Annotated in this window: 22 protein-coding genes and 1 tRNA gene; 8 read left to right on the forward strand and 15 right to left on the reverse strand. The window is 44.1% G+C overall.

The genetic code is table 11. From position 1 onward, the window contains the following. Window positions 1-7: 7 nt before the first annotated feature. The 9 genes from BMZ28_RS13890 to gpmM form a co-directional block, all read right to left on the reverse strand. On the reverse strand, window positions 8-1,174 hold the full coding sequence (locus tag BMZ28_RS13890; protein WP_074824108.1) for a glycosyltransferase: 1,167 nt from the start codon (window positions 1,172-1,174) through the stop codon (window positions 8-10). 115 nt (window positions 1,175-1,289) lie between these two features. After that, window positions 1,290-2,465, reverse strand: coding sequence for a glycosyltransferase (locus BMZ28_RS13895; RefSeq protein WP_074824111.1), 1,176 nt, complete (start codon window positions 2,463-2,465; stop codon window positions 1,290-1,292). Next, entirely contained in the window at window positions 2,465-3,427 is a 963-nt protein-coding gene (rfaC, locus tag BMZ28_RS13900; RefSeq protein ID WP_074824113.1) for a lipopolysaccharide heptosyltransferase RfaC, read from the reverse strand. The genes BMZ28_RS13895 and rfaC overlap by 1 nt, the downstream gene beginning before the upstream one ends. Next, window positions 3,427-4,476, reverse strand: coding sequence for an ADP-heptose--LPS heptosyltransferase RfaF (rfaF, locus tag BMZ28_RS13905; protein WP_074824116.1), 1,050 nt, complete (start codon window positions 4,474-4,476; stop codon window positions 3,427-3,429). Before rfaF ends, rfaC begins: the two co-directional genes overlap by 1 nt. A 108-nt stretch (window positions 4,477-4,584) precedes the next feature. After that, a complete protein-coding gene (gene rfaD / locus BMZ28_RS13910; protein WP_074824144.1) occupies window positions 4,585-5,520 on the reverse strand; it encodes an ADP-glyceromanno-heptose 6-epimerase in 936 nt (311 codons plus the stop codon). Window positions 5,521-5,652: 132 nt separating this feature from the next. Continuing rightward, a complete protein-coding gene (locus BMZ28_RS13915; RefSeq protein WP_074824117.1) occupies window positions 5,653-6,417 on the reverse strand; it encodes a glycosyltransferase family 2 protein in 765 nt (254 codons plus the stop codon). 93 nt (window positions 6,418-6,510) lie between these two features. Continuing rightward, window positions 6,511-7,494 (reverse strand): divergent polysaccharide deacetylase family protein, encoded by a 984-nt coding sequence (locus tag BMZ28_RS13920; RefSeq protein WP_373876099.1) that lies wholly within the window; start codon window positions 7,492-7,494, stop codon window positions 6,511-6,513. A gap of 2 nt (window positions 7,495-7,496) precedes the next feature. Beyond that, on the reverse strand, window positions 7,497-8,828 hold the full coding sequence (gene envC, locus BMZ28_RS13925; RefSeq protein ID WP_047782269.1) for a murein hydrolase activator EnvC: 1,332 nt from the start codon (window positions 8,826-8,828) through the stop codon (window positions 7,497-7,499). 9 nt (window positions 8,829-8,837) lie between these two features. After that, on the reverse strand, window positions 8,838-10,382 hold the full coding sequence (gene gpmM, locus BMZ28_RS13930; protein ID WP_074824120.1) for a 2,3-bisphosphoglycerate-independent phosphoglycerate mutase: 1,545 nt from the start codon (window positions 10,380-10,382) through the stop codon (window positions 8,838-8,840). Between the two features lie 333 nt (window positions 10,383-10,715). On the opposite strand from gpmM, the gene BMZ28_RS13935 reads away from it, so the two are divergent. The 4 genes from BMZ28_RS13935 (at window position 10,716) to cysE (ending at window position 13,623) form a co-directional block, all read left to right on the forward strand. After that, the gene (locus BMZ28_RS13935) at window positions 10,716-11,147 is read left to right on the forward strand and encodes a rhodanese-like domain-containing protein (protein WP_047782267.1); all 432 of its coding nucleotides are present in this window, start codon (window positions 10,716-10,718) and stop codon (window positions 11,145-11,147) included. Between the two features lie 109 nt (window positions 11,148-11,256). After that, on the forward strand, window positions 11,257-11,733 hold the full coding sequence (secB, locus tag BMZ28_RS13940; RefSeq protein ID WP_047782266.1) for a protein-export chaperone SecB: 477 nt from the start codon (window positions 11,257-11,259) through the stop codon (window positions 11,731-11,733). Beyond that, window positions 11,733-12,746 (forward strand): NAD(P)H-dependent glycerol-3-phosphate dehydrogenase, encoded by a 1,014-nt coding sequence (gene gpsA / locus BMZ28_RS13945; RefSeq protein ID WP_074824121.1) that lies wholly within the window; start codon window positions 11,733-11,735, stop codon window positions 12,744-12,746. The genes secB and gpsA overlap by 1 nt, the downstream gene beginning before the upstream one ends. A gap of 58 nt (window positions 12,747-12,804) precedes the next feature. Then, window positions 12,805-13,623: a serine O-acetyltransferase gene (gene cysE, locus BMZ28_RS13950; protein ID WP_047782264.1), complete on the forward strand. Its 819-nt coding sequence runs from the start codon at window positions 12,805-12,807 to the stop codon at window positions 13,621-13,623. A 53-nt stretch (window positions 13,624-13,676) separates the two neighbouring features. On the opposite strand, the gene trmL is transcribed toward cysE, so the two are convergent. From trmL to cpxR, 3 genes are read right to left on the reverse strand one after another with little or no spacing between them, the layout of a single operon-like run. Then, entirely contained in the window at window positions 13,677-14,150 is a 474-nt protein-coding gene (gene trmL, locus BMZ28_RS13955; protein WP_074824123.1) for a tRNA (uridine(34)/cytosine(34)/5-carboxymethylaminomethyluridine(34)-2'-O)-methyltransferase TrmL, read from the reverse strand. A gap of 52 nt (window positions 14,151-14,202) precedes the next feature. Further along, window positions 14,203-15,582 (reverse strand): envelope stress sensor histidine kinase CpxA, encoded by a 1,380-nt coding sequence (gene cpxA / locus BMZ28_RS13960; RefSeq protein ID WP_047782262.1) that lies wholly within the window; start codon window positions 15,580-15,582, stop codon window positions 14,203-14,205. Further along, complete coding sequence (gene cpxR / locus BMZ28_RS13965) at window positions 15,579-16,277, reverse strand: envelope stress response regulator transcription factor CpxR (RefSeq protein ID WP_047782261.1); 699 nt, start codon at window positions 16,275-16,277, stop codon at window positions 15,579-15,581. Before cpxR ends, cpxA begins: the two co-directional genes overlap by 4 nt. Window positions 16,278-16,423: 146 nt before the next feature. Between cpxR and cpxP the strand changes: the two genes are divergently transcribed. From cpxP to pfkA, 3 genes are all read left to right on the forward strand, one after another. Further along, window positions 16,424-16,957, forward strand: coding sequence for a cell-envelope stress modulator CpxP (gene cpxP / locus BMZ28_RS13970; RefSeq protein WP_074824125.1), 534 nt, complete (start codon window positions 16,424-16,426; stop codon window positions 16,955-16,957). Window positions 16,958-17,105: 148 nt separating this feature from the next. After that, window positions 17,106-17,984 carry a CDF family cation-efflux transporter FieF gene (fieF, locus tag BMZ28_RS13975; protein ID WP_047782259.1) on the forward strand — a complete coding sequence of 293 codons (879 nt, stop codon included), beginning with the start codon at window positions 17,106-17,108 and terminating at the stop codon, window positions 17,982-17,984. Between the two features lie 344 nt (window positions 17,985-18,328). Next, on the forward strand, window positions 18,329-19,291 hold the full coding sequence (gene pfkA / locus BMZ28_RS13980; protein WP_047782258.1) for a 6-phosphofructokinase: 963 nt from the start codon (window positions 18,329-18,331) through the stop codon (window positions 19,289-19,291). A gap of 73 nt (window positions 19,292-19,364) precedes the next feature. Here pfkA and tpiA read toward each other — a convergent pair whose 3' ends face one another. From tpiA to fpr, 3 genes are all read right to left on the reverse strand, one after another. Continuing rightward, a complete protein-coding gene (tpiA, locus tag BMZ28_RS13985) occupies window positions 19,365-20,135 on the reverse strand; it encodes a triose-phosphate isomerase (RefSeq protein ID WP_074824127.1) in 771 nt (256 codons plus the stop codon). Between the two features lie 165 nt (window positions 20,136-20,300). Beyond that, on the reverse strand, window positions 20,301-20,966 hold the full coding sequence (locus BMZ28_RS13990; protein WP_232036575.1) for a DUF1454 family protein: 666 nt from the start codon (window positions 20,964-20,966) through the stop codon (window positions 20,301-20,303). 160 nt (window positions 20,967-21,126) lie between these two features. After that, window positions 21,127-21,873, reverse strand: a complete 747-nt coding sequence (gene fpr, locus BMZ28_RS13995) for a ferredoxin--NADP(+) reductase (protein WP_074824131.1) — start codon at window positions 21,871-21,873, stop codon at window positions 21,127-21,129. Between the two features lie 256 nt (window positions 21,874-22,129). Between fpr and BMZ28_RS14000 the strand changes: the two genes are divergently transcribed. Further along, window positions 22,130-22,206, forward strand: a tRNA-Pro gene (locus tag BMZ28_RS14000). Window positions 22,207-22,281 lie beyond the last annotated feature (75 nt).

Below are 22,281 nucleotides of genomic sequence, written 5' to 3' on the forward strand. Positions count from 1 at the left end.
ATGGTTTTTATAAGAAAGATAATAACTTTTCTTTCAAGGTAATATTAAATTTTTTATAGTCACATTCATTCTGAATATATTGCTGTGCATTATAGCTATATGTTGAGTACTTTTCCTTATTGATGATTTTTTCTATACCATCAGCATAATCAATATAGGAAGGTACTTTTAGCTCAACCAGCTTATCTTCTAAAGGACTGTATCCTTGATGAGTGTAGTTAACTTTCAGACCGGTTAACTCACTGTACTCATCAAGGGTCATTGTTGGCATATAACCAAGGCCTGAATATTCATGTTTGATTACTTCAGGCTGACCATCAATCATCGGAAATATCACTGGAATACCGTTATAAAGGGCTTCCATACAGGATAAACCAAACGCCTCAGTAATTGGACTGCTAATATAGAAATCTATATTTTGATAGAAGTCGGAGAGATCTTTTTGGAACCCTAAAAATATCACTTTATCTACCAGATTTAGTTTTTTTACCAGTTTTTTTAGGCTTTCTTCTTGTGAACCGTGTCCGGCGATATAAAGCTTGGTATCGATTCCTCGATTATTAAGCTCCATAGTGGTGAGGATCGAGACGCCAACGGCCTTAATCGGCTCCAGCCGCGATGCAGTGCCTAATGTAATCTGTTTGGCAGAGATATCTTTGGGTATTTTTATTTTATGGGGATGAGGAATATTATTTGAAACTGTTTCAATCGGGCACTTCAAATTAAATTTAAGCTGCAGCATTCTTTGGGATGCAAAGGATGCAGAAATACAACCATCAACCATAGAAAAAAAGTTTAAGGTTTTAGCATTTTTAGTAAAATACCATGAGTTACCATGATCGTAATAAATGATCTTACCGCAGGACGGTTTTTTGTCCCAGTTTGGAATAAGATCCCAGATAATAATCAAGTCTGGATTCTCTTTTTCTATAGCGCGTCTTAACAGATATTTACGAATAAAGGATAGATGCTTCAGCGTGTTATTTTGAAACACCCGATAAGGAAAAATAATTTTTTCCTTGGGTAAATGTCCTGTAAGTTGATGACTAATCTCATTATTTATATTGAGTATTTTGTCCTCATCCCCATCATGCATATTACTGTTAATAAACTGAATTAACATTCGTTCGGTACCAGCTAATCCATCTAAATTGATGATATGTAAGCGTTTCATTTCAGATCCGACGAATTGGTAATGAAAGAGTTATCTATAGCCGAGTATCTCATGTTAGTACTATGGACTATAGCGGTTAGTACTATGCTGCTTGGGAAAAATGATAGGTTCATATTTATTTCCTGTTCAGAATAGTTGATAAGGCCGTATTTAATTCAGTCTTAAACCTTTCATACTGAAAGGTTTTACTAACGTATTCCAAGGCATTTTCCCGATAGTTTTGGTAATCATGATTTACGATTTTTTCAACTGCGTTAGCGCATTCAATATGGGATAAAACCAAAGCATCAGCTAAACAGTCATTTATTGGGTCGTAAATTTTATGGGGGAAATCGACGTTAATTCCGGTTTCATTTAAATGTTGTAAAGGATTAATATTGGGAACAATGCCAATTCCACAATATTGGTCTTTTATCACTTCGGGTTGGCCGTCAATCATGGGGAAAATAACCGGAACGCCATAATAAAGAGCCTCCATACAGGATAGTCCAAATGGCTCGGTAATTGGGGTACTCATATAAATATTAATATCGTTAAAAAATTCGGATAAATCCTGACGAAATCCCTGAAACTCAATATAATTTTCTAAGCCTAGTTTGGCTACCAGTTCTTCCAGCGCACTTCTGCTGGGTCCCTTTCCTGCAATATAAAACTTAACGTTCTGGCCGCGTTTAACCAGTTCATCGATCATTAGTATTGCAACGCTGACGCCTTTGAGACCAACCAGTCGTGAGGCTGTACCAATTTTGATGCAATCGCCAATGGCTTTTGGTGATTTATCAATATTCTTCGGTGTTATGATCCGGTCTACAACCACTTCGATTGGGCAAGGCAGGTTAAATCTTAATTGTAGGACGCGTTTGGATGCATGAGATGCTGATAAACAACCGTCTAGCATGGCGAAAAAACGTAGGGTTTTTTCATTATGTTTGTAGCGCCATGAGCAGCCGTGATCGTAGTAGATGATTTTACCTTTTGATGGCTTGCCTGGTAGGCTAGGAACCAGATCCCAGACAATAACTAAATCAGCGTTAGCCTGTTCTATCTTTTTTTTCAGGATATATTTTCTGATAAACGATGGGTACTTCAGTTTTGGTCCAGTAAAACCGGAGCAAACGCGGTTGGCAAAGTTGATATTTCTATTTTTTAGTTGGGTAAAAATTTCTTCGCCAATATGATGTCCGATACAAAGAATCTCATCATTCTTTGCCTCTTCGCTGTTGATATACTCGAGGAACAGACGCTCAACGCCGCCAAGCTTGCCTAAGTTAATTACGTGTAGCGTCTTCATTATATAAACCTTTCTAGTTCATCCTTGACTGATGAAGCTTGTACGGACAATAAATTTTTGTCATTAGCGCATATCTGAACCTGATTCTCGCCATATCCACCAATGAGTCCTGGATCAGTCGGACCATATAGCGTGATATTTGGACGATCTAAGGCTGCAGTGAGATGGCTTAATCCGGTATCTACCGAGACGACAGCTTTTGCTTCGGCGAGGACTTTTGCCACATCATTGAGGGATAGTTTAGGCAAAACCTCAACATGTTGAAAGCCTTTAGCTAAACGAATTGCTCTTTCGTGTTCATGAGGAGCGCCCCAGGGGAGTTTGATTGTTAAGCCAGTATTTGCCAATTGTGAGATTAGCTCACGCCAGTGTTGCTCTGGCCAATGTTTTTCATCACGGGTTGTGGCATGTAAAAAAACCACATATGAGGCGTTATCTTTAGAATGCGTGTTAAGAAAATGGCGGGCAATTGCATAATCGCCTTTTTGCTCAGGTTTAGGATAGCCAAGGCTAAGTGCAAATAATTCTCTGGTGCGTTCCACAGCATGTTGGTTTTTGGGGATGCTATGTTTTACATCATAGAACCAGCTGGCTAGGGGCTCTCTGGCGCAGTGGCGATCCTGACCATGTTTGATGCCATTTGCTTTACGGGTAATCAGGAAAGCACTTTTGATTAGACCTTGTGCATCGATCACGGCATCGTAATGGCGCTCCTGCAATTGGGCAATAAAAGCGGCTCTCTCTTTACGAGTCTCGGTATGGAACCAAGATTTTCTCCAGCGGCGGATCGCTACGGGTATGACCCGATCGACGGCGCTATGCCAGCCGGGTATTTGTGAGAAACCTTCTTCGACTACCCAGTCAAACTGAATATCCGGAAAGCATTTTTGGGCATCGGTCAGGGAAGGTAGCGTATGTAATACATCCCCCATTGAGGATGTTTTAACAATCAATACCCGCATTATTTGATTCCTTTACTGGCCAACAGAAGATTGAGTTCATTCAAAACACGCTCAGGTTGAATATCGATTAAGCTTTGGTGATAACCTTGCTGAGCGTCGCCTTTACGGACTTTATGGTAACCAGTGATCAAACGAATGACTTTGGCATCGTTAGACAGCGGTGGTGTAAAGTCAGGGCTGCTGGGACCATATAAAGCGATTAAGGGTTTATTCAATGCTGCGGCAATATGCATCAGACCTGAGTCATTGCTGATAACGGCGGCGCAGCTGGCAATAAGAATGACAGCTTGTTCCAGCTCAGTACTACCCGCTAAGTTATGACAATATGCCTGCATTTCTGTTGGCAGAGTGTGGGTGATGTCATCCCCGGCCTGACGATCTTTGGCTGAGCCAAACAGGGCAATTTGATATCCTTGTTCAATCAGATTCTTGGCTAACTCGGCATAGTGGTAGTGCGGCCAGCGTTTGGCTGGGCCAAATTCAGCACCGGGACAGAATCCAATCGTTAAGCGGTCTGAGTTTAAGTTAAAACGGTGGGTTGTTTCAGTAATCTCGCTTTGTGTCACGCTTAATTGAGGCCAAAGGATCGGCTGTGGGATATCCAGTGCACTCTGGATTTTTTGCTTATCATAGGCCAGAGCCACATAGCGTTGAACCATCAACGGAAATGCTGACTTATCTAAAACGCGTAAATCATTCAGTAAACCGTAGCGCATTTCCCCGCGCCAGCCGGTACGTTTTGGTATATTGGCAAAGAAAGGTACCAAAGCTGATTTAAACGAATTAGGTAATACAATGCCATGTTGGTATTTTTCAGCCCGCAGTTGTTTTCCCAACTGGTAACGTTGGCCAATAGCCAGACTGCCATGGCCCAAAGGCATGGGTAGTGCTTGATTGACTTCGGGCATTCTGGCTAACAGAGGGCGACACCAAGCCGGAGCCATAACGTCTATTTCTACCGCCGGATTTTCCGCCTTTAATGTACGATAAAGGCTTTGTGACATCATCATATCACCAACCCAAGATGGTCCGATAATTAACGTTTTCATGCTCGTTTTGCTCCGGTTGTTCGGCCGTAATACCTTCTTCATGTGGTTAAAATAAAAGCCCGGGTTTTTTACCCAGGGCTTTCAAGGCGTTCAGACTTGGACTGAGCGCTATGCTCGATCTTTGTTTAACCAAGCCATATATTCTGCAACTCCTTCAGCAACCGTTTTGAATGGCAAATCGTAGCCAGTGGCTTTTAACTTAGTCAGGTCTGCCTGAGTATAGGATTGATAACGACCCTTCAGGTGTTCGGGGAATGGAATATATTCTACATGTCCCGTTTTATGGAAGGCTAATACCGCATCAGCAACGGCCTGGAAGGATTCTGCACGGCCTGTTCCACAGTTAAAAATTCCGGAGGTGCCATGCTTCCAGAACCACAGGTTCATATCGGCGACATCGCCAACGTAGATAAAGTCTCGTTTAAATCCTTCACTGCCAGAGAACAGCTTTGGATTTTCACCTTTGTTGATTTGGTTATTGAGATGGAAAGCGACGCTGGCCATACTGCCCTTATGATTTTCACCTGGGCCATACACGTTAAAATAACGGAATCCGCAAATTTGAGATTCAGCCTGTGGCAATATCTGGCGAACATATTGATCAAACAGGAATTTTGAGTAGCCATAAACGTTTAGTGGCTGTTCAAACTGACGTTCTTCAATAAAGTTATCGCTGCGGCCACCGTAGGTCGCGGCAGATGAGGCATAGAGGAATGGGATTTGACGATCCAGACAATAATGTAGGACATCTTTTGAGTACTGATAGTTATTGTCCATCATATATTTTCCATCCCACTCGGTAGTGGCAGAGCAGGCACCCTGATGGAATACTGCGTCAATATCACCCAGATCGTCACCAGCCAGAATATGGGCGATAAAGTCTTCTTTATCAATATAATCAGCAATTTCTAAATCCACCAGATTGGCGAATTTTGTTCCATCTTTTAGGTTATCAACAACTAAAATATCCTGATATCCGGTTTTGTTTAATGCTCTAATAATGTTGCTGCCGATAAGTCCTGCGCCGCCAGTTACAATAATCATGGGTTCACCATTTTTCCAATATGAATATTTATCTGATGCCGCCAAAGGTAACATCGTCAATGTGATAGTTGTACCTTGCCATTAGATTACCACAAGGCTGAATCTGGTTAATTGTCCGGAAACATCGGAGAATTATTTTTTGGGGCTGGCGTCGTTCTGGTACCAGGCTTTTAGGTATTTCATAAAGCTGTAAGCAACGGCATAGGTTCCTGTAACAACACCCACTTTTCCATCTTTCCAGCCATTTTTAAAGATATACCACTTCCAGAAAGAACCGAATGCGCTGAACATGCCGCGAGCCAGAGAGGGCTTCACGTGCTTGTATTTAACCAGTCGGGTAGTGTAACCATTGAGTTTGTTAAACACTTCGTGAATAGAAAAGAAGGTATCGTGTTTAACAAAACCCGCAATCACTGCCGTATTGCTGTAGCCTTCCGCGGCATCATCAACCGGTTGGTTATTGAAGCCAACACATTCCCGGTTAAATAATCTGACGGGGTAGTCAGGTGAAGTTACCGGATAGATATTATGCACTTCTTGTCCGAGTACAAACCAGTGGCGAGAAATACGAAAAGCCATATGGGGGTCCGGCATGGCTCCGGATTTGATTTTTTTGATCTCTTCTACCGTTTTTGGGTCGAGTATTTCATCACTGTCCATGCAGAGAACCCACTGGTTGCTTACCTGTGAGATCGCATAGTTCATTTGCTCGCCGTGGGTGGTGTAGGCGCGATATACCGGTTTAATGCCAAATTCCTGACATATTTCAAGGGTTTCATCACTGCTTCCTGAATCTACAATAATCAATTCATCGGCAATTTCTGCTAGCGGTGTGAGAACATCTTTTAATAACCGCGCTGAATTAAATGTTAGTACACATACTGATAAAGGAAACATAACCTGACCACCATTGGACTCGAAGTGATAAATAGTAACGTAGCCACTATTTTTGTTCAATTAACCATGACTTATTGCGTTATATCTATCTCATTACGGCTGTTTGGCATTGACCGGGGTCGACGCTGTTTGTGATGAAATGCTGCAGTAAGTCAGATATGAATAGCCTGACCAGATAGCAGGAGATGAGCCCAAGGTATATTTTAAGGTTTTATAGGCTGCTTGAGGGTTTATTTTATTCATGGATTCGAGGGAAGGGCAGCGAGAGGCTAGATTAATATGGAACGCGGTCGATTTTTTTTCTGTATCCGGTTCAAGTGGATTGCGTGGTGGGTAGGACACATGTGGTGCGTCAGGTAACAATGCACTCACTGGCACTAAAACAACATCCGGAGGTAGTTGGGGGAGCATTTGTTGTAGAACATGAATCGTACTGGGATGAGGGTGGCCAATGGCAATCGCTGAACCATTTTTTTGTGCCATTTTTACCGCAAGATTAAATTGCTTGCGTACGGCCGCTTCGTTTTGATCGTCATCCAGAAAAACCTTTCGTTTTACTACTTGAACTGAAGTACCTGCTGCTGCTTGAGTTGATTTACTGCTGCCAATGGTCATACTATCTAAAAAGTAGAGTTGATAATGGCTAAGGGTTTTCATAACCAATTGCATCGCTGCCAGATCTGATGTCATGGCGCTACCCATATGATTATTCATGCCTTTGGCATGAGGAACGTTATGTATGGCTTGAGCGATAATGCGACGGATCTCTTCCTGACCCATTGTCGGTTGCAGCGTGTCACGCTCCAAGGGTTGTTTGCTGAGTGGAGCCATCGGCATATGGATCAATATTTCATGTCCCTGCTGATAGGCTTTCAGAGCCATTTCTCGGGAAAGTGGGGCGTTGGGTAAGACAGCAACCGAAATAGCCGCTGGCATTTGCAGGACCTGCTCTTCATTATGCTTACGATAACCAAAGTCATCAATAACGATGGCTAGCCGAGCTGGCGCCGCAGTAACGCTGGCGCTAAAGCAAGTCAGACCGCATAGAATAATGGATAAGCGTTTTAAATAGGTCACTACTATTTTCCAAGCCATGGTTGTGGATTAACTGCTTGACCTTGACGGCGAATTTCAAAGTACAGGGATGGCTCACCCTGACCTCCACTGGTGCCAACTAACGCGATTGGCTGGCCTGCTTTTACCTGACTGCCAACGCTGACCAGTGCGCTTTGATTATAGCCATACAGGCTCATATCGCTTTTACCATGCTCAACGACGACAACCAGACCATAACCTTGTAGCCAGTCGGCTAGGAGAACGCGACCATCGGCAATGGCATGCACTTCGCTGCCCTCTGTTGCGTTAATAACCATACCTTTCCAGCGTAGTTCACCTTGAAGAGCTTCACCGAAGCGGTGACTGATGGCGCCTCTGACTGGCCATATTGCTTGTCCTGCTGGGCGACCAAGCCCACCGGTACGTGCCATCAGGGAGCGTTCTTCTTCGGTAGGTTTATATACTGAGCCTGATTTCTTAGCTTGTTGCTGTTTAGCTAACAATTTTTCGGCTTCACGCTGCTCGCGTGCCGCTCTGGCTTTGGCCTCACGCTCAGCTTTGGCGATTTGATCTCTCAGTCGGGTTTCGTTTTTCTTGAGTTCAGCCAATTTTTGCTGATCGGCCTGAATGGAGATATCCAACTCTCCGAGCGTTTTTTTGCGCGCTTGACGAGCCGACTCTAATTTTTCCTGAGAATTTTTTTGTTGGCCCAACAGGTTTTTTTGTTCAGTTTGTTTTTGCTGTAGCTTATTTTTCTCAAGGGCAAGATCTGTTTGGGTTTCTTGTAACTGATTAATCGTTTTTTGACGGGACTCATTGAGATAGCCATAGTAGGCGAGAATTCTTTCGCTACGCTGACTTTCTTCTCCCTGTAAAATTAACTGTAACTCAGAGCTCTTACCTAATCGAAATGCGGCTTCTAGCTGTTGAGCTAAATAATCCTGTTGCGTATTTTGCTGTTTCTGTAGCCGCTTAATATTGCCGTTAATGGAACCTATCTCACCACTGATTGTGGTTAAGGCGCCCTGTGTTTGACGCAGTGCCAGGCTAGATTGTGCAATGGTTTTTTCTTGCTCTTGTAGCTGAGCTTGCAATGTTTCCCGTTGCTTCTGTTGTTGCTTAACATTTTTTTCTTTTTCAGCAATATCTTGCAGCACGGTGTTGAGTTGCTGTTTGTTATCATCTGAATGGGCTGGATAAGAATAGAGAAAAGTGCTGGCACAGAGTATGCCAGCACAAATCAGAGACAGGCCAAAACGATGGGTCGATATAGTTTGCGCAGAGTACTGCTTTGGTATCCGCACGATCGACCCCCTAATGGCTTGTGGATAGTGAAAAAACTTTTTTCCCTTCATAGAAGGGGATTATTCCACGATGAATAGTGGCTTACCAGTCATCTCTTTTGGAATTTCCATTCCCATCAGGCTTAGCATGGTAGGTGCCAAGTCAGATAACTTACCACCTTCAACGACCTGAGCTTGTTTACCGACGTAAATTAACGGCACTGGTAAACTGGTATGGGCTGTATGGGCCTGACCCGTTGCCGGATCGCGCATTTGTTCTGCATTACCATGGTCAGCAGTTACCAGTAATTGACCGCCGACTTTTTCTACTGCCTCAACCACTTTGCCTACGCAGGCATCCAGCGTTTCAACGGCTTTAATCGCTGCTTCATATACGCCAGTATGACCAACCATATCACCATTTGGATAGTTACAGATGATGGCGTCATACTTACCGCTTTCGATAGCCGTAACCAGTTTTTCAGTCAGTTCAGCTGAACTCATTTCAGGCTGGAGATCGTAAGTTGCTACTTTAGGTGAATTGATCAGAATACGTTCTTCGCCAGTAAACGGATCTTCTACACCACCATTATAGAAGAAAGTGACGTGTGCATATTTTTCGGTTTCGGAAATACGCAATTGAGTTTTGTCATGTTTCATCAACCATTCGCCAAAAGTATTGCTAAGTGACTCTGGTGGATAAGCACAGACAGCTTTAATATCGGCGGCATATTCGGTCAACATCACGAACTCGCTGAATTTAATCACACGATTACGTTTAAATCCGTCAAAATCAGGGTTAATAAACGTACGAGTAATCTGACGGGCCCGATCGGCGCGGAAGTTCATGAAAATTAATGCATCACCATCTTGCATTGCAGCAGAAGGCTCACCCGCTTTTTGAATCACGGTTGGCTTAACGAATTCATCATTTTCATCGCGAGCGTAGGCGTTCTGTAATCCAGATACGGCATCTGCTGTGGTGAATTCACCTTTAGCATCGGTAAGTAAGTCGTAAGCAAGCTGTACACGATCCCAGCGATTGTCGCGATCCATGGCATAGTAACGGCCAATGATGGAGGCGATACGACCAGTACCTAACTGGGCAAACTTATCAGTGAATCGTTTCAGTGTTGATTCCGCACTACGGGGCGGGGTGTCACGACCATCTAAAAACGCATGAAGATAAATTGCTTTGGCTCCGCGTTTATTTGCCAGGTCAATCATCGCAAGAATATGGTCTTCGTGACTGTGAACGCCACCTGGTGACATCAGGCCCATAATATGAACTGCTTTACCAGTAGCCACAGCCTTATCAACGGCAGCGGTTAACACTGTATTTGTGAAGAAGTCACCGTCTTTAATTTCTTTATCCAGACGAGTTAAATCCTGATAGACAATACGTCCTGCTCCAAGGTTAACGTGGCCTACTTCAGAGTTCCCCATTTGACCATCAGGTAAACCAACATCCAAGCCGGAAGCGGCAATTAAGGTATGCGGATAATTTTTCCAGAGATTGTCCATAACCGGCTTTTGGGCGTTGATAATGGCGTTATCCTGTTGTTCTTCTCGATAACCATAACCATCAAGGATGACCAGAACCATGGGTTTTTTTGTGCTCGACATTCAATAACCTCGTAAATAACATTGAAATCTGCTGTATTTATACCTGACGCCGTTTTTATACCACATTGCAAAATTAGAGGTAACGATAGGTGCTATAGGTATCATTGCTGTGCCCGATTTTACTACAATCAGAAAAAATAAGCGTAAAAATCAGACATTGATACATGTTTTTGCTATTTTTCAATATATACAAACCCAAACTCTTGATAAAATTTTAGAGACATGCCGTATTTTCTGCACTGTTGTCAGTATTTGGGCTGTAATTGACACTGGGCGCAGGTATACTCCTTAACCTTAATTATTAATCCCAAACAGCGGGAGTTGTTATCCTCCATGGAACAAGCAATGCAATTTGTCAGTAACCATCCGGTACTTAGTTTTGCCTGGGTTGGCCTATTGATCGCCGTGATTTTTACTACATTGAAAGCAGCGACATCTAAAATTAAAGACATCAGTAATTCGGATTTAACCCGACTGATTAACTCTGAGGATGCTGTTGTTGTTGATACCCGCACCATTGATGAATTCCGTAAAGGGCACATTGTTGGGGCGATCAACTTAACGCCAACAGACATCAAAAATGGCACGCTTGCCGTTTTAGATAAACATAAAGATCGTCCGGTTGTCGTACTCTGCGCTAACGGCACCAGCTCAAAAGAGCCGGCGGAAGTGCTAATCAAGGAAGGTTTTGCTCAGGTTTACACGTTGAAAAACGGTTTGTCAGGTTGGAGCGGTGAGAATCTGCCGTTGGTTCGCGGTAAGTAATTATCCGTGGGATGGCCGCCTGTTGGCGTTTTCCTGTTTTTATCATGATTCCCGATTTTTGCGTTATTACAGCATTACAAAGGACATTTAACTTAAAGGTAATTTTCATATGTCAGAACAAAGCAACTCAGAAATGGCTTTTCAGATCCAACGTATTTATACCAAAGACGTTTCATTTGAAGCGCCGGGCGCGCCAGTTATTTTCCAGAAAGAATGGGAACCAGAAGTTAAGCTGGATTTAGATACGGCTTCCAGCCAACTGGCTGATGGCGTCTATGAGGTTGTTCTTCGCGTTACCGTAACGTCTATGCTGGGTGAAGACACCGCATTTTTGTGTGAAGTACAACAGGCCGGTATTTTTAACGTTACTGGTCTTGATGAGTCTCAAATGGCGCATTGCCTGGGTGCATACTGCCCGAATATTTTATTCCCTTATGCTCGTGAGTGCGTAACTAGCTTGGTTTCTCGTGGAACGTTTCCTCAATTAAACTTGGCTCCGGTTAACTTTGATGCCTTGTTTATGAACTATCTGCAACAACAGGCTGAAGCTGAACAAGGTGCTGTAGCACCACGTCAGGATGCTTAATGAGTCAGGTCGATATGACTGTGATCGGTGCCGGTTCATACGGCACCGCGTTAGCCATTACGTTAGCTCGTAATGGCCACTCTGTTGTGTTGTGGGGGCACGATCCGCAACATATTGCCCTGTTACAGCAAGACAGAAAAAATCAGGCCTTTCTTCCGGATGTTTCCTTCCCGGATAATTTACAGCTAGAAACCGATCTACAGCGGGCGATCAGCGCCAGCCGCGATATTCTGGTTGTGGTTCCCAGTCATGTGTTTGGTGATGTACTTCGTCAGATTAAGCCCTTTTTACAGGCTAACGCGCGTATCGTTTGGGCAACCAAAGGATTAGAAGCAGAAACCGGGCGGTTATTGGCTGACGTGGCCAGAGAAGCTTTAGGTAATGATATTCCACTCGCTGTTATTTCTGGGCCGACTTTTGCTAAAGAGCTGGCGGCAGGGCTACCTACGGCGATTGCGGTAGCGTCATCAGATCCAACATTTACTGCCGATCTCCAAAAATTGCTGCACTGTGGTAAGAGCTTTCGGGTTTACAGTAATCCTGATTTTATTGGTGTCCAATTGGGTGGTGCGGTTAAAAACGTCATTGCTATTGGTGCTGGTATGTCTGACGGTATTGGTTTCGGCGCTAATGCCCGAACTGCCCTGATTACCCGAGGTCTGGCAGAGATGAGTCGTCTGGGTGCCGCATTAGGCGCTGAAGCCGCGACATTTATGGGAATGGCTGGATTAGGGGACTTAGTGTTGACCTGTACCGACAACCAATCACGAAATCGTCGCTTTGGTATCATGTTGGGTGAAGGAAAAAGTGTTGAGGAAGCGCAATCTCTGATAGGTCAGGTGGTTGAAGGCTACCGTAATACGAAAGAAGTCTGGATACTGGCTCAACGCTGCGGTGTTGAGATGCCGATTACTGAACAAATTTATCAGGTGTTGTACGGTGGTAAGGATGCTCGGGAGGCTGCGATTGCGCTGCTCAGTCGGACCAGTAAGGAAGAGAAAATTACAGTTTAGTAGGCCATCACTGCTCAATTAATTGGTTTGTATTTGAGGTGTAATCAGGAGCCGGGAAATGTCATCAGAGTCAATGCAAGTTTGGAATGAAATTAAAACTGAGGCGCGTAAGTTAGTTGATTGCGAACCCATCCTTGCCAGTTTTTTCCATTCAACGCTTTTGAATCATGAGTTTCTGGGCAACGCCTTAAGCTATATCTTGGCCAATAAGCTGGCTAGCGCAACGATGCCAGCGATTTCTGTTCGAGAAATTATTGAGGCAGCGATTCAGTCTGATAATAATATTATTGAATCAGCCGCACGGGATATTCTGGCGGTTCGTCAGCGGGACCCCGCCGTTGATAAGTATTCAACTCCTCTTCTCTACCTTAAAGGCTTCCATGCGCTACAGGCCTACCGTATTGGGCACTGGCTCTGGCAGCAAAATCGCAAGGCTTTGGCACTCTATCTGCAAAATCAGGTTTCGGTAGTATTCGGTGTTGATATCCACCCTGCTGCGCGCATTGGCTACGGGATTATGTTGGACCACGCCACGGGGATTGTGATTGGCGAAACGGCGGTAGTGGAGAATGATGTTTCTATTCTGCAGTCGGTAACGCTCGGTGGTACCGGTAAAGAAGGCGGCGATCGTCATCCAAAGATTCGTGAAGGGGTGATGATTGGTGCTGGCGCTAAAATTCTCGGCAATATCGAAGTTGGTCGGGGAGCAAAAATTGGTGCTGGTTCTGTTGTTTTACAGGCGGTTCCGCCATATACCACCGTTGCCGGCGTTCCTGCCCGGATCGTGGGCCGTTCTGGTTGCGATAAACCTTCTATGGAAATGGATCAGAGCTTTAACGGCATCAAAGGCGATCTTGATTTGACCTCCGGCGATTAACGTTTTTATATCGTTGTATATCAGGTTAACTAGCCGGAGATTTTTGGTGATTGTTATTCGCGGTGTACCGCGCCCTGATAGCCTAACTGCCGCCATGCTTCATATACCACGACGGAAGCCGCATTGGATAAATTCATACTGCGGCTGTCTGACTGCATTGGAATGCGGATCTTTTGTTCTTTAGGCAGGCTATCAAGAATCTCCATCGGTAATCCTCGGGTTTCCGGACCAAACAACAGATAATCTCCTGGTTGATATAAGACCTCACTATGGGCCGGCGTACCTTTCGTGGTTAGCGCAAACAGTCGGCCAGGATTTTCATTGTCCAGAAAAGCCTGATAGTTCTTATGACGTTTAATAGATGTGAATTCATGATAGTCCAGCCCGGCTCGACGTAGGCGCTTATCATCCCAGGTAAAACCAAGTGGTTCTATTAGATGCAGCTGGAATCCGGTATTTGCACATAAGCGAATAATATTCCCGGTATTTGGTGGAATTTCTGGTTCGAATAAAACGATATTTAACATGCGCCCCCCAATTAGAGAGGCGCAGAATAACAGATATTAAACTCGGCTAGAACTAGCGAAGATAAAGAGGAAGCCAAATTGTCAGGCGCAACCCACCAAGTGGACTTTTTTCCGCCTTGGCCCAGCCACCGTGCTGACTGATCGCCGATTCGACAATTGCTAATCCCAAACCGGAACCACCAGAGTTACGATCACGTGCTTCATCCGTTCTATAGAAGGGGCGGAAGATTTGTTCTCGATCTTCTTCTGCAACGCCGGGACCATCATCATCAACGTGAATAACGATCCCCTGATTATCACAGCTGAAGGTAACGACAATATGTTTATCTGAATAGCGGAAGGCATTACGGATGATATTTTCCAACGCACTGTCTAATGCCGTTCGGTTACCAAAAATTGGCCATGGTCCAGGTGGGACAGCGATTTCCAGCTTCTTATCCGTATGTTCTGCTTCGAATTTTGCATTATCGAGGACATCAGCCCACAGCTCATTCGCCATCAGACGTTCTCTGGATATCTCACTTTTGTATTGATTACGGGATAATGCCAGTAAGTGGTTAATCATGTTATCCAACCTCTGGGCTTCAGTTTCTATCCTAAGCAGCTCTTTTGATTCCCCGTGGCGGCGGCGCATTAATGCCGTGGCCAGCTGTAATCGGGTCAGTGGGGTGCGTAGTTCATGGGAAATATCCGAAATTAGCCTTTGTTGGGCTTTAACCATACGATCGAGTCCATTGACCATTTGGTTAAAGCTTGCCCCCGCTGCACGAAATTCCAGAGGGCCAAATTCAAGTTCCGGAGACTCTCGAAGATTTCCTCTGGCGACTTCATCTGCGGCCTGTTTTAATTTACGGGCTGGTTTCGCCAGACTCCAGGCGAGCCAAAGTAACAACGGTATACTGATCACCATGGTTACGGCCAGTAATAGTAGCGGACGGTCAAAGAGCAGATTGATAAAGTCAGACTGGGGACTATTGGCTGGGCGAATTAAATAAAGCTGATAGTGTTCTTCACGGTCGCGTACGGAGAATGGCCCTATCATCTCCTGTAGACCATATTTTTTCTTCATTGGATAATCGGCGTTATCTGCCTGACCAATAAAGTTGCGAACCATCTGCATCTCGTTGCGCTTTAATACACCAACAATACGGCCTTCACTGGTTACCAATAGCATACGCTGACCAGGAGGAGACCATTTTTCAATAGATTGCAGGAGCCTGCGCCACCACATCAAATCGCTGTTAGGCGTACTGGCTAATTCTGCTTCGACATGCTGCTCTAACATGGTGCCTTGACGGCGCTCGCTATCCATAACTTGCGATAACTGGCGCGAGTCGAGTTTAGGCACCATCAATACCACCATTACAACCAGCGTTAATGTTAGCCAGAATATAGCAAATATGCGGGTGGTCAGGCTGTTAAACGTTATCATGTGACAGTAACCATCAGATAGCCGCGTCCACGCAGGGTTTTAAACCATGGCAGCCCATCGTGGCGCTCTGGTAATTTGCGTCTAAGGTTGGAAATGTGCATGTCAATGGCGCGATCGAATGGCGTTAAGCGTTTCCCCAATACTTCCTGACTTAAGTATTCACGGGAAACCACTTGACCTAAACGCTGTGCCAGTAGATAGAGCAAGGTAAATTCTGTTCCAGTCAGATCAAGGGTTTGTCCATCAAAGCTGGCTTCCTGACGACCTGGGTTTAGGCGCAGTTTATCAACCTGTAGCGTATTGGAGCTGACTTCAGGTTCTTGCTGCTGCTCGCTCCAGTTAGAGCGCCGTAAAATTGCGCGAATACGTGCGATTAATTCACGGTCGTTGAATGGCTTAGGTAGGTAATCATCGGCACCTAGCTCAAGGCCTAATACCCTATCTAATTCGCTACCGCGTGCAGTGAGCATAATGACAGGCGTTTGATAATTCTGGCGTAGTTCTTTTAACGTATCGATACCGTTTTTCTTTGGCATCATGATGTCCAATAGCAGCAGATCAACGCTGTTATCCATCATATTGATTGCTTGTTCGCCATCATAAGCAACAATAACGTCAAACCCTTCCAGTTCCAGTAACTCTTCCAATAATGATGTGATTTCACGATCGTCATCAACAAGCAAAATTTTACTCATAATGTTTCCTCCAGAAGCAAAATTACTCGAATAGATGGCGCTATTCCATGACTTTACACACATTTACACGTGCTGACGGTAGTTTTCATCCACTCGATTAAACTTCTATTCATCGGTTCAATACGGTGAAGTTTGCGGAGATAGCGATGCATAAAGTTAACATTCTAATTATGGCATCAATGTTGGCACTGAGTACATCAACTGTGTTAGCCGCAGATGGAAAAAATGTTGAACCAGAGAATTGTTCGGAAACTGGCGCGTGTTTAGGTTCGGTTTCTACTACCAATAGTAGCGAAGCAGTAAAAGCTCAGATCATGCACCAACATAGTTTGTTTGATGGACTTAATTTAACGGTTAAACAACGTCAACAAATGCGCGATCTGATTCGGCAGAATTATCATGATGCCATGCCAAAGATGTATATGGATAACATGGAAGCGATGCATAATTTAGTTATCGCTGACCACTTTGATGAGAATGCCGCTCGGGCACAGGCTGAATTTATTGCTAAAGCTCAGGTTGAACGGCAGGTTGCTTTAGCCAAGGTACATCACCAGTTTTATAGCCTGTTAACGCCAGAGCAGAGAATAGTATTTAATCGAAACCATTCTGAACGAATGGAAAAGATGCAGCAGCATTTGGACCAAATGCGAAAGTATGAAGAGTTAGATCCCCAGTAGTGTATGTAGTTGTATGTAGTATCCTATGATGTATGTTTTTCCTTGCCTTAGACACCATCCATGTCTTCCCCGCCATTGACGGCGGGGTTTTTTTTATCTAAAAAAGCTATACTAGCAAGTTCATCAAATACGGTTTTGAGGTTTAAGGGTGAGCGATCAGTACGGACGATTAGTCAAAACAGCGGCGTTATGTGCAACAACAGTGGCAACAGCGTTGTTGATCATAAAGGTAGTTGCCTGGTGGTTAACGGGGTCTGTCAGCTTGCTGGCCGCTTTAGTGGATTCACTGGTTGATATCGCCGCTTCATTAACCAACTTATTGGTGGTGCGTTATGCGCTGCAACCGGCGGATCATCAGCATACTTTCGGTCATGGTAAAGCCGAGTCGCTGGCGGCATTAGCGCAGAGTATGTTTATTAGTGGCTCCGCGATTTTTTTATTCTTAACTGGGTTTCAGCATCTGGTGAATCCGCAACCCCTTAAAGCTGCAGGCGTCGGTATTGGTGTGACAATTGTTTCATTAATTACCACGCTTTGTCTGGTCGCTTTTCAGCGTTGGGTGGTCAGGAAGACACAAAGTCAGGCCGTTCGGGCTGATATGCTCCACTATCAATCAGATATCTTTATGAATGGCGCTATTCTGGCTGCGTTAGGCTTTAGTCTGTATGGCTTCCTGCATGCGGATGCTATTTTTGCGTTGGCAATTGGCTGTTATATTTTGTATAGCGCATTACGCATGGCTTATGATGCAGTACAAACGTTACTCGATCGGGCTTTACCAGATGAGGAACGTCAGGAAATTATGAATATTGCACTGTCATGGCCGGGGATTCAGGGGGCTCATGATTTGCGTACCCGACAGTCTGGACCAACCCGCTTTATTCAACTACATGTAGAAATGGATGACAATTTACCGCTGATTGAAGCACATAAAATTGCCGATAACGTTGAGCAGGATATACTGAGACGTTTTCCGAATTCTGAGGTGATCATTCACCAAGATCCGTGTTCTGTGGTGATTTCCTGATTTATCGCATGATACCGGATAGCAGTTTTTTTACCCTGTAGGTATTTATTTTGGGGCGAGAAAAAAATAATTCTCTCAGCTATATAAATTATTACCGTTTTTAACTTAAACTGAATCAATTCAGCCAATAGCATTTGTTATACTGAGTAGTCGAAGCTAAATGTCATTAGCCTGAATGTAGTCAATCGGATTAAAAGCCCGGGGATTACCCTACAAAATAAGCCCGGTGCATTTAATTGATACCAAGGGTCAGCTTTCAGACCCACAAGGTTTTATCGCCATGTATAACCATGGCATGTCGTGAAACGATATCTACAATAACATCTGTTAGTTTAGAGGTGGTCATGATCAAAAGAATCGGCGTTTTAACGAGTGGTGGTGATGCACCGGGTATGAATGCAGCCATTCGTGGAGTGGTGCGAGCGGCACTCTCTCAGGGATTGGAAGTTTTTGGTATTTACGATGGTTATCAAGGGCTGTGTGAAGATCGGATGGAGCAGTTGGATCGCTATAGCGTATCCGATGTGATTAACCGTGGTGGTACTTTTCTAGGCTCTGTGCGTTATCCAGAATTTAGAGATCCTGCAGCGCGTGAGAAGGCTATCGAAAACCTAAAGCGCAGAAATATTGATGCATTAGTGGTTATCGGTGGTGATGGTTCTTACATGGGGGCAAAGCTGTTAACTGAGCGTGGTTTCCCATGTATCGGCTTACCCGGTACCATTGATAATGACGTTGCGGGTACGGATTATACCATTGGTTTCTTTACGGCTCTGGATACCGTGGTGGAAGCGATTGACCGTTTGCGCGATACCTCTTCATCTCACCAGCGTATTTCCATTGTAGAGGTGATGGGGCGTCACTGTGGCGATCTCACTCTGGCAGCAGCTATTGCTGGTGGTTGCGAGTTTATTGTCCTGCCTGAAATAGAATTTAACCGTGATGATTTAGTTGCCGAGATTATGGCAGGTATTAGTAAAGGCAAAAAGCATGCGATTGTTGCCATTACGGAACATATCTGTGATATCAACGAGTTGGCGAAGTATATTCAGCAGAAAACTCACCGCGATACTCGAGCAACCGTATTAGGGCATATTCAGCGGGGCGGCTCTCCGGTTGCCTATGACCGTATTCTTGCTTCTCGTATGGGTGCTTATGCTATTGACCTGCTGTTACAGGGTTATGGTGGTCGTTGCGTCGGTATTCAGAATGAGAAGATGGTACATCACGATATTATTGATGCCATTGAAAATATGAAGCGTCCGTTTAAAGGTGACTGGCTGAAAACGGCAAAAGAATTATTCTGATAATGCTGTCAGACAATCAGATATAAAAAATCCCCGGAAGGTTATTCCGGGGATTTTTTTATTTAAAGCTAAATTATTTGGCTTTTTTCGCTTTAGCTGCGGCTTTAACGATAATGGCGAAAGCGTCAGCTTTTAATGATGCTCCGCCAACCAAAGCCCCGTCAATATCTGGCTGAGAGAATAGCTCAGCAGCATTGCTGTCATTGACTGAACCGCCGTATTGAATAATGATTTTGGCTGCGACGTCAGCATCATGCTTAGCAATATGATCGCGGATAAATTTGTGAACTGCTTGAGCTTGAGCTGGGGTTGCTGATTTTCCAGTACCAATAGCCCAAACGGGTTCATAGGCAATCACGGAACCTTTCAGTGCAGGGGCTCCCATCGTTTTTAGCACTGCATCTAACTGTCTGGCACAAACGGCTTGGGTTTGGCCTGCTTCGTTTTCCGCTTCAGTTTCACCAATACATAATACTGGAATTAAACCTGCCTCTTTCAGAACGGCAAATTTTTCGGCAATCAGTTCATCGCTTTCTTTATGATAAGTACGGCGCTCTGAGTGGCCGATGATAACGTATTTGGCGCCGATATCTTTTAACATATTAGCGGATGTTTCGCCGGTAAATGCGCCAGAAAGATTAATATCAACGTTTTGTGCACCGAGTGCGATATGGCTGTCGGAAATAGCCTGTTTGGCTTGATCCAGATAAATAAACGGTGGTGCAATTGCTACATCACAGCCATCTACATTGCTTAATTCATGACGTAGGCCAGCGATAAGCTCGTTGACCATATGTTTGCTACCGTTGAGTTTCCAGTTGCCCATAACTAATGGATGACGCATGTTTTTTCTCCAATCAGATTATACGGTAATGACTTTAATTACAGTGGGTTAGCTACTTACGATATCGCGTAAATTGCTGCGACGATATTCATATCTTGCCATAGTATAGAGTGACTTGATGTATAAGATTTCGTTTTTATCAGTCATTCGCTCGTTGTCGACGATTTATTTATCAGATAGCGACAGCTTAATCGGTTCAATAGCGAATGTTATACCTTTTTCATTGTGATCGGCTATAACAAAGCGCAGTGTACCTTCCTTTTGCTGATAGAAGGGGCTCCCTTTACCTTTCTCGAGTAGTTCATTTGCTTTGTTCTGACACTTTTCCAATGTTGAAGTCGGTTCAAATAAACTAATAAAAGCAGCCATGTAGTTAGCTAATACAGCCCGATCGGCTTTTTCCGCTTTTGCTATATTTTCAGGTTTTTCTGGTTTTTCCTCTGAGGGTGGCGGCGGTAAATAGGTTAATTGTAGGCTTCTAATAGTCCGCTGACTCTTATCGATGGCGACAGAAGAATAGAGTGTATTATTGATGCGACTGGCAGCTCGGATGAGTGGTGACTTTACTTCCAGGGTCTTGATGGTTTTGTATTCTGCCAGAACCATATGTGGGTAAGTGGTATTAAATTTCTCTCTAAATTGAGCGACCGTCAGGTTGAACGTTGGTGCATCTTCTCTTAAATAAGGGGCGACAACCGTTTCTGAATGTTTCGCTGAGGATGATTCGCTGGATGATGCATTAGGCTCAACAGCAAATGCAGTGTTGCTTAACATTAAGGTCAAGAGAGTAGCGCTAAAGATGCCTGCTTTTGTCAACGTATCATGTCCCACTTGAGAATCATCCTGATGTGCTGTGATAGAGAGGAATTAATATATGATTAAAACCTGTTGAACATAGCTTGTCAAAAGCGCCTTATCGAGCCGATACCGTTACTCAAATAAATGCAGCAACGGTGCGGCGTCTAAATAAAATAGCCGGTTAATGAAATGATTACCAGTATTGCTCCGTGGTGATATGACCTGGTTTTCTGCGCAGGTGTTTTGACATTCCGCGCTGTTGTTTTAGTAACTGCTGAGTATCTTTGGCCATTTGTGGATTACCACACAACATTACATGACTATTTTCTGGATTAATGGTTAATCCTACGCTGGATTCCAGTTCACCGCTTTCAATTAACGCCGGGATGCGGCCATGCAGGGAATCAGTCGTTTTTTCTCTACTAACAATGGTCTGGATACGCAATTTTCCAGCATAGCGTTTTTCCAACTCACGCATGAGCGGTAGGTAATTCAAATCTTGGTTATAACGCACGGCGTGAACCAGAACGATATGATTAAAACGCTCCAGATCCTGACCTAATTGTAGAATCGACAAAAATGGCCCGATGGCCGTTCCGGTAGACAGCATCCATAAGGTATCTGCAACAGGTACTTCTTCCAGCACGAAGAAACCGGCTGCGTCTTGGGTCACCAGAATGTCATCTCCGACCTTCAACTGATGTAGCTTAGGACTGAGTTTACCTTCGGGTACTTTGACAAGATAGAATTCTAATTCTGAACTATCAGGAGAATTAACGTAGGAGTAAGCCCGCTGAACACGTTCACCATCAACATCTAAAGCTAATTTGGCAAATTGGCCCGCAGTAAACGATCGTACCGGAGCTTGTATAATCAGGCTGAATAAACCATCTGTCCAATTATCTACTCGTGTAACCTTACCCGAAACCCAGTCAGCCATGAATGCTATCCTCTTAATTTACTGATTTTATAAATTTTTTAGCTTTTTAACTATATTAGGAAGCGCGAGTTAAAAAGTATTAAACAGAATATCACTTATTTTCTGCGGCATTGAACCATTTATGGATGAGATGCTATTTGTTTCCCAAAATACCTTCGTTTCATGAAAACTCGCTGCATTTATCTGCGGTTAGTTGAACAATATAGGAAAGAGATTGACGTTATGCAAAAGCGGCAGTAATATGCGGCCCACTCAACGGCGAGTAGCGCAGCTTGGTAGCGCAACTGGTTTGGGACCAGTGGGTCGGAGGTTCGAATCCTCTCTCGCCGACCAATTTCAAGAAAACCTGCTTTAATAGCGGGTTTTTTTACGTCTGTTGTTTATTGAGGATGAGAAGCTCCGTGAGGA

It is taken from the genome of Pragia fontium DSM 5563 = ATCC 49100 (genome assembly GCF_900112475.1).
GTDB lineage: Bacteria > Pseudomonadota > Gammaproteobacteria > Enterobacterales > Enterobacteriaceae > Pragia > Pragia fontium.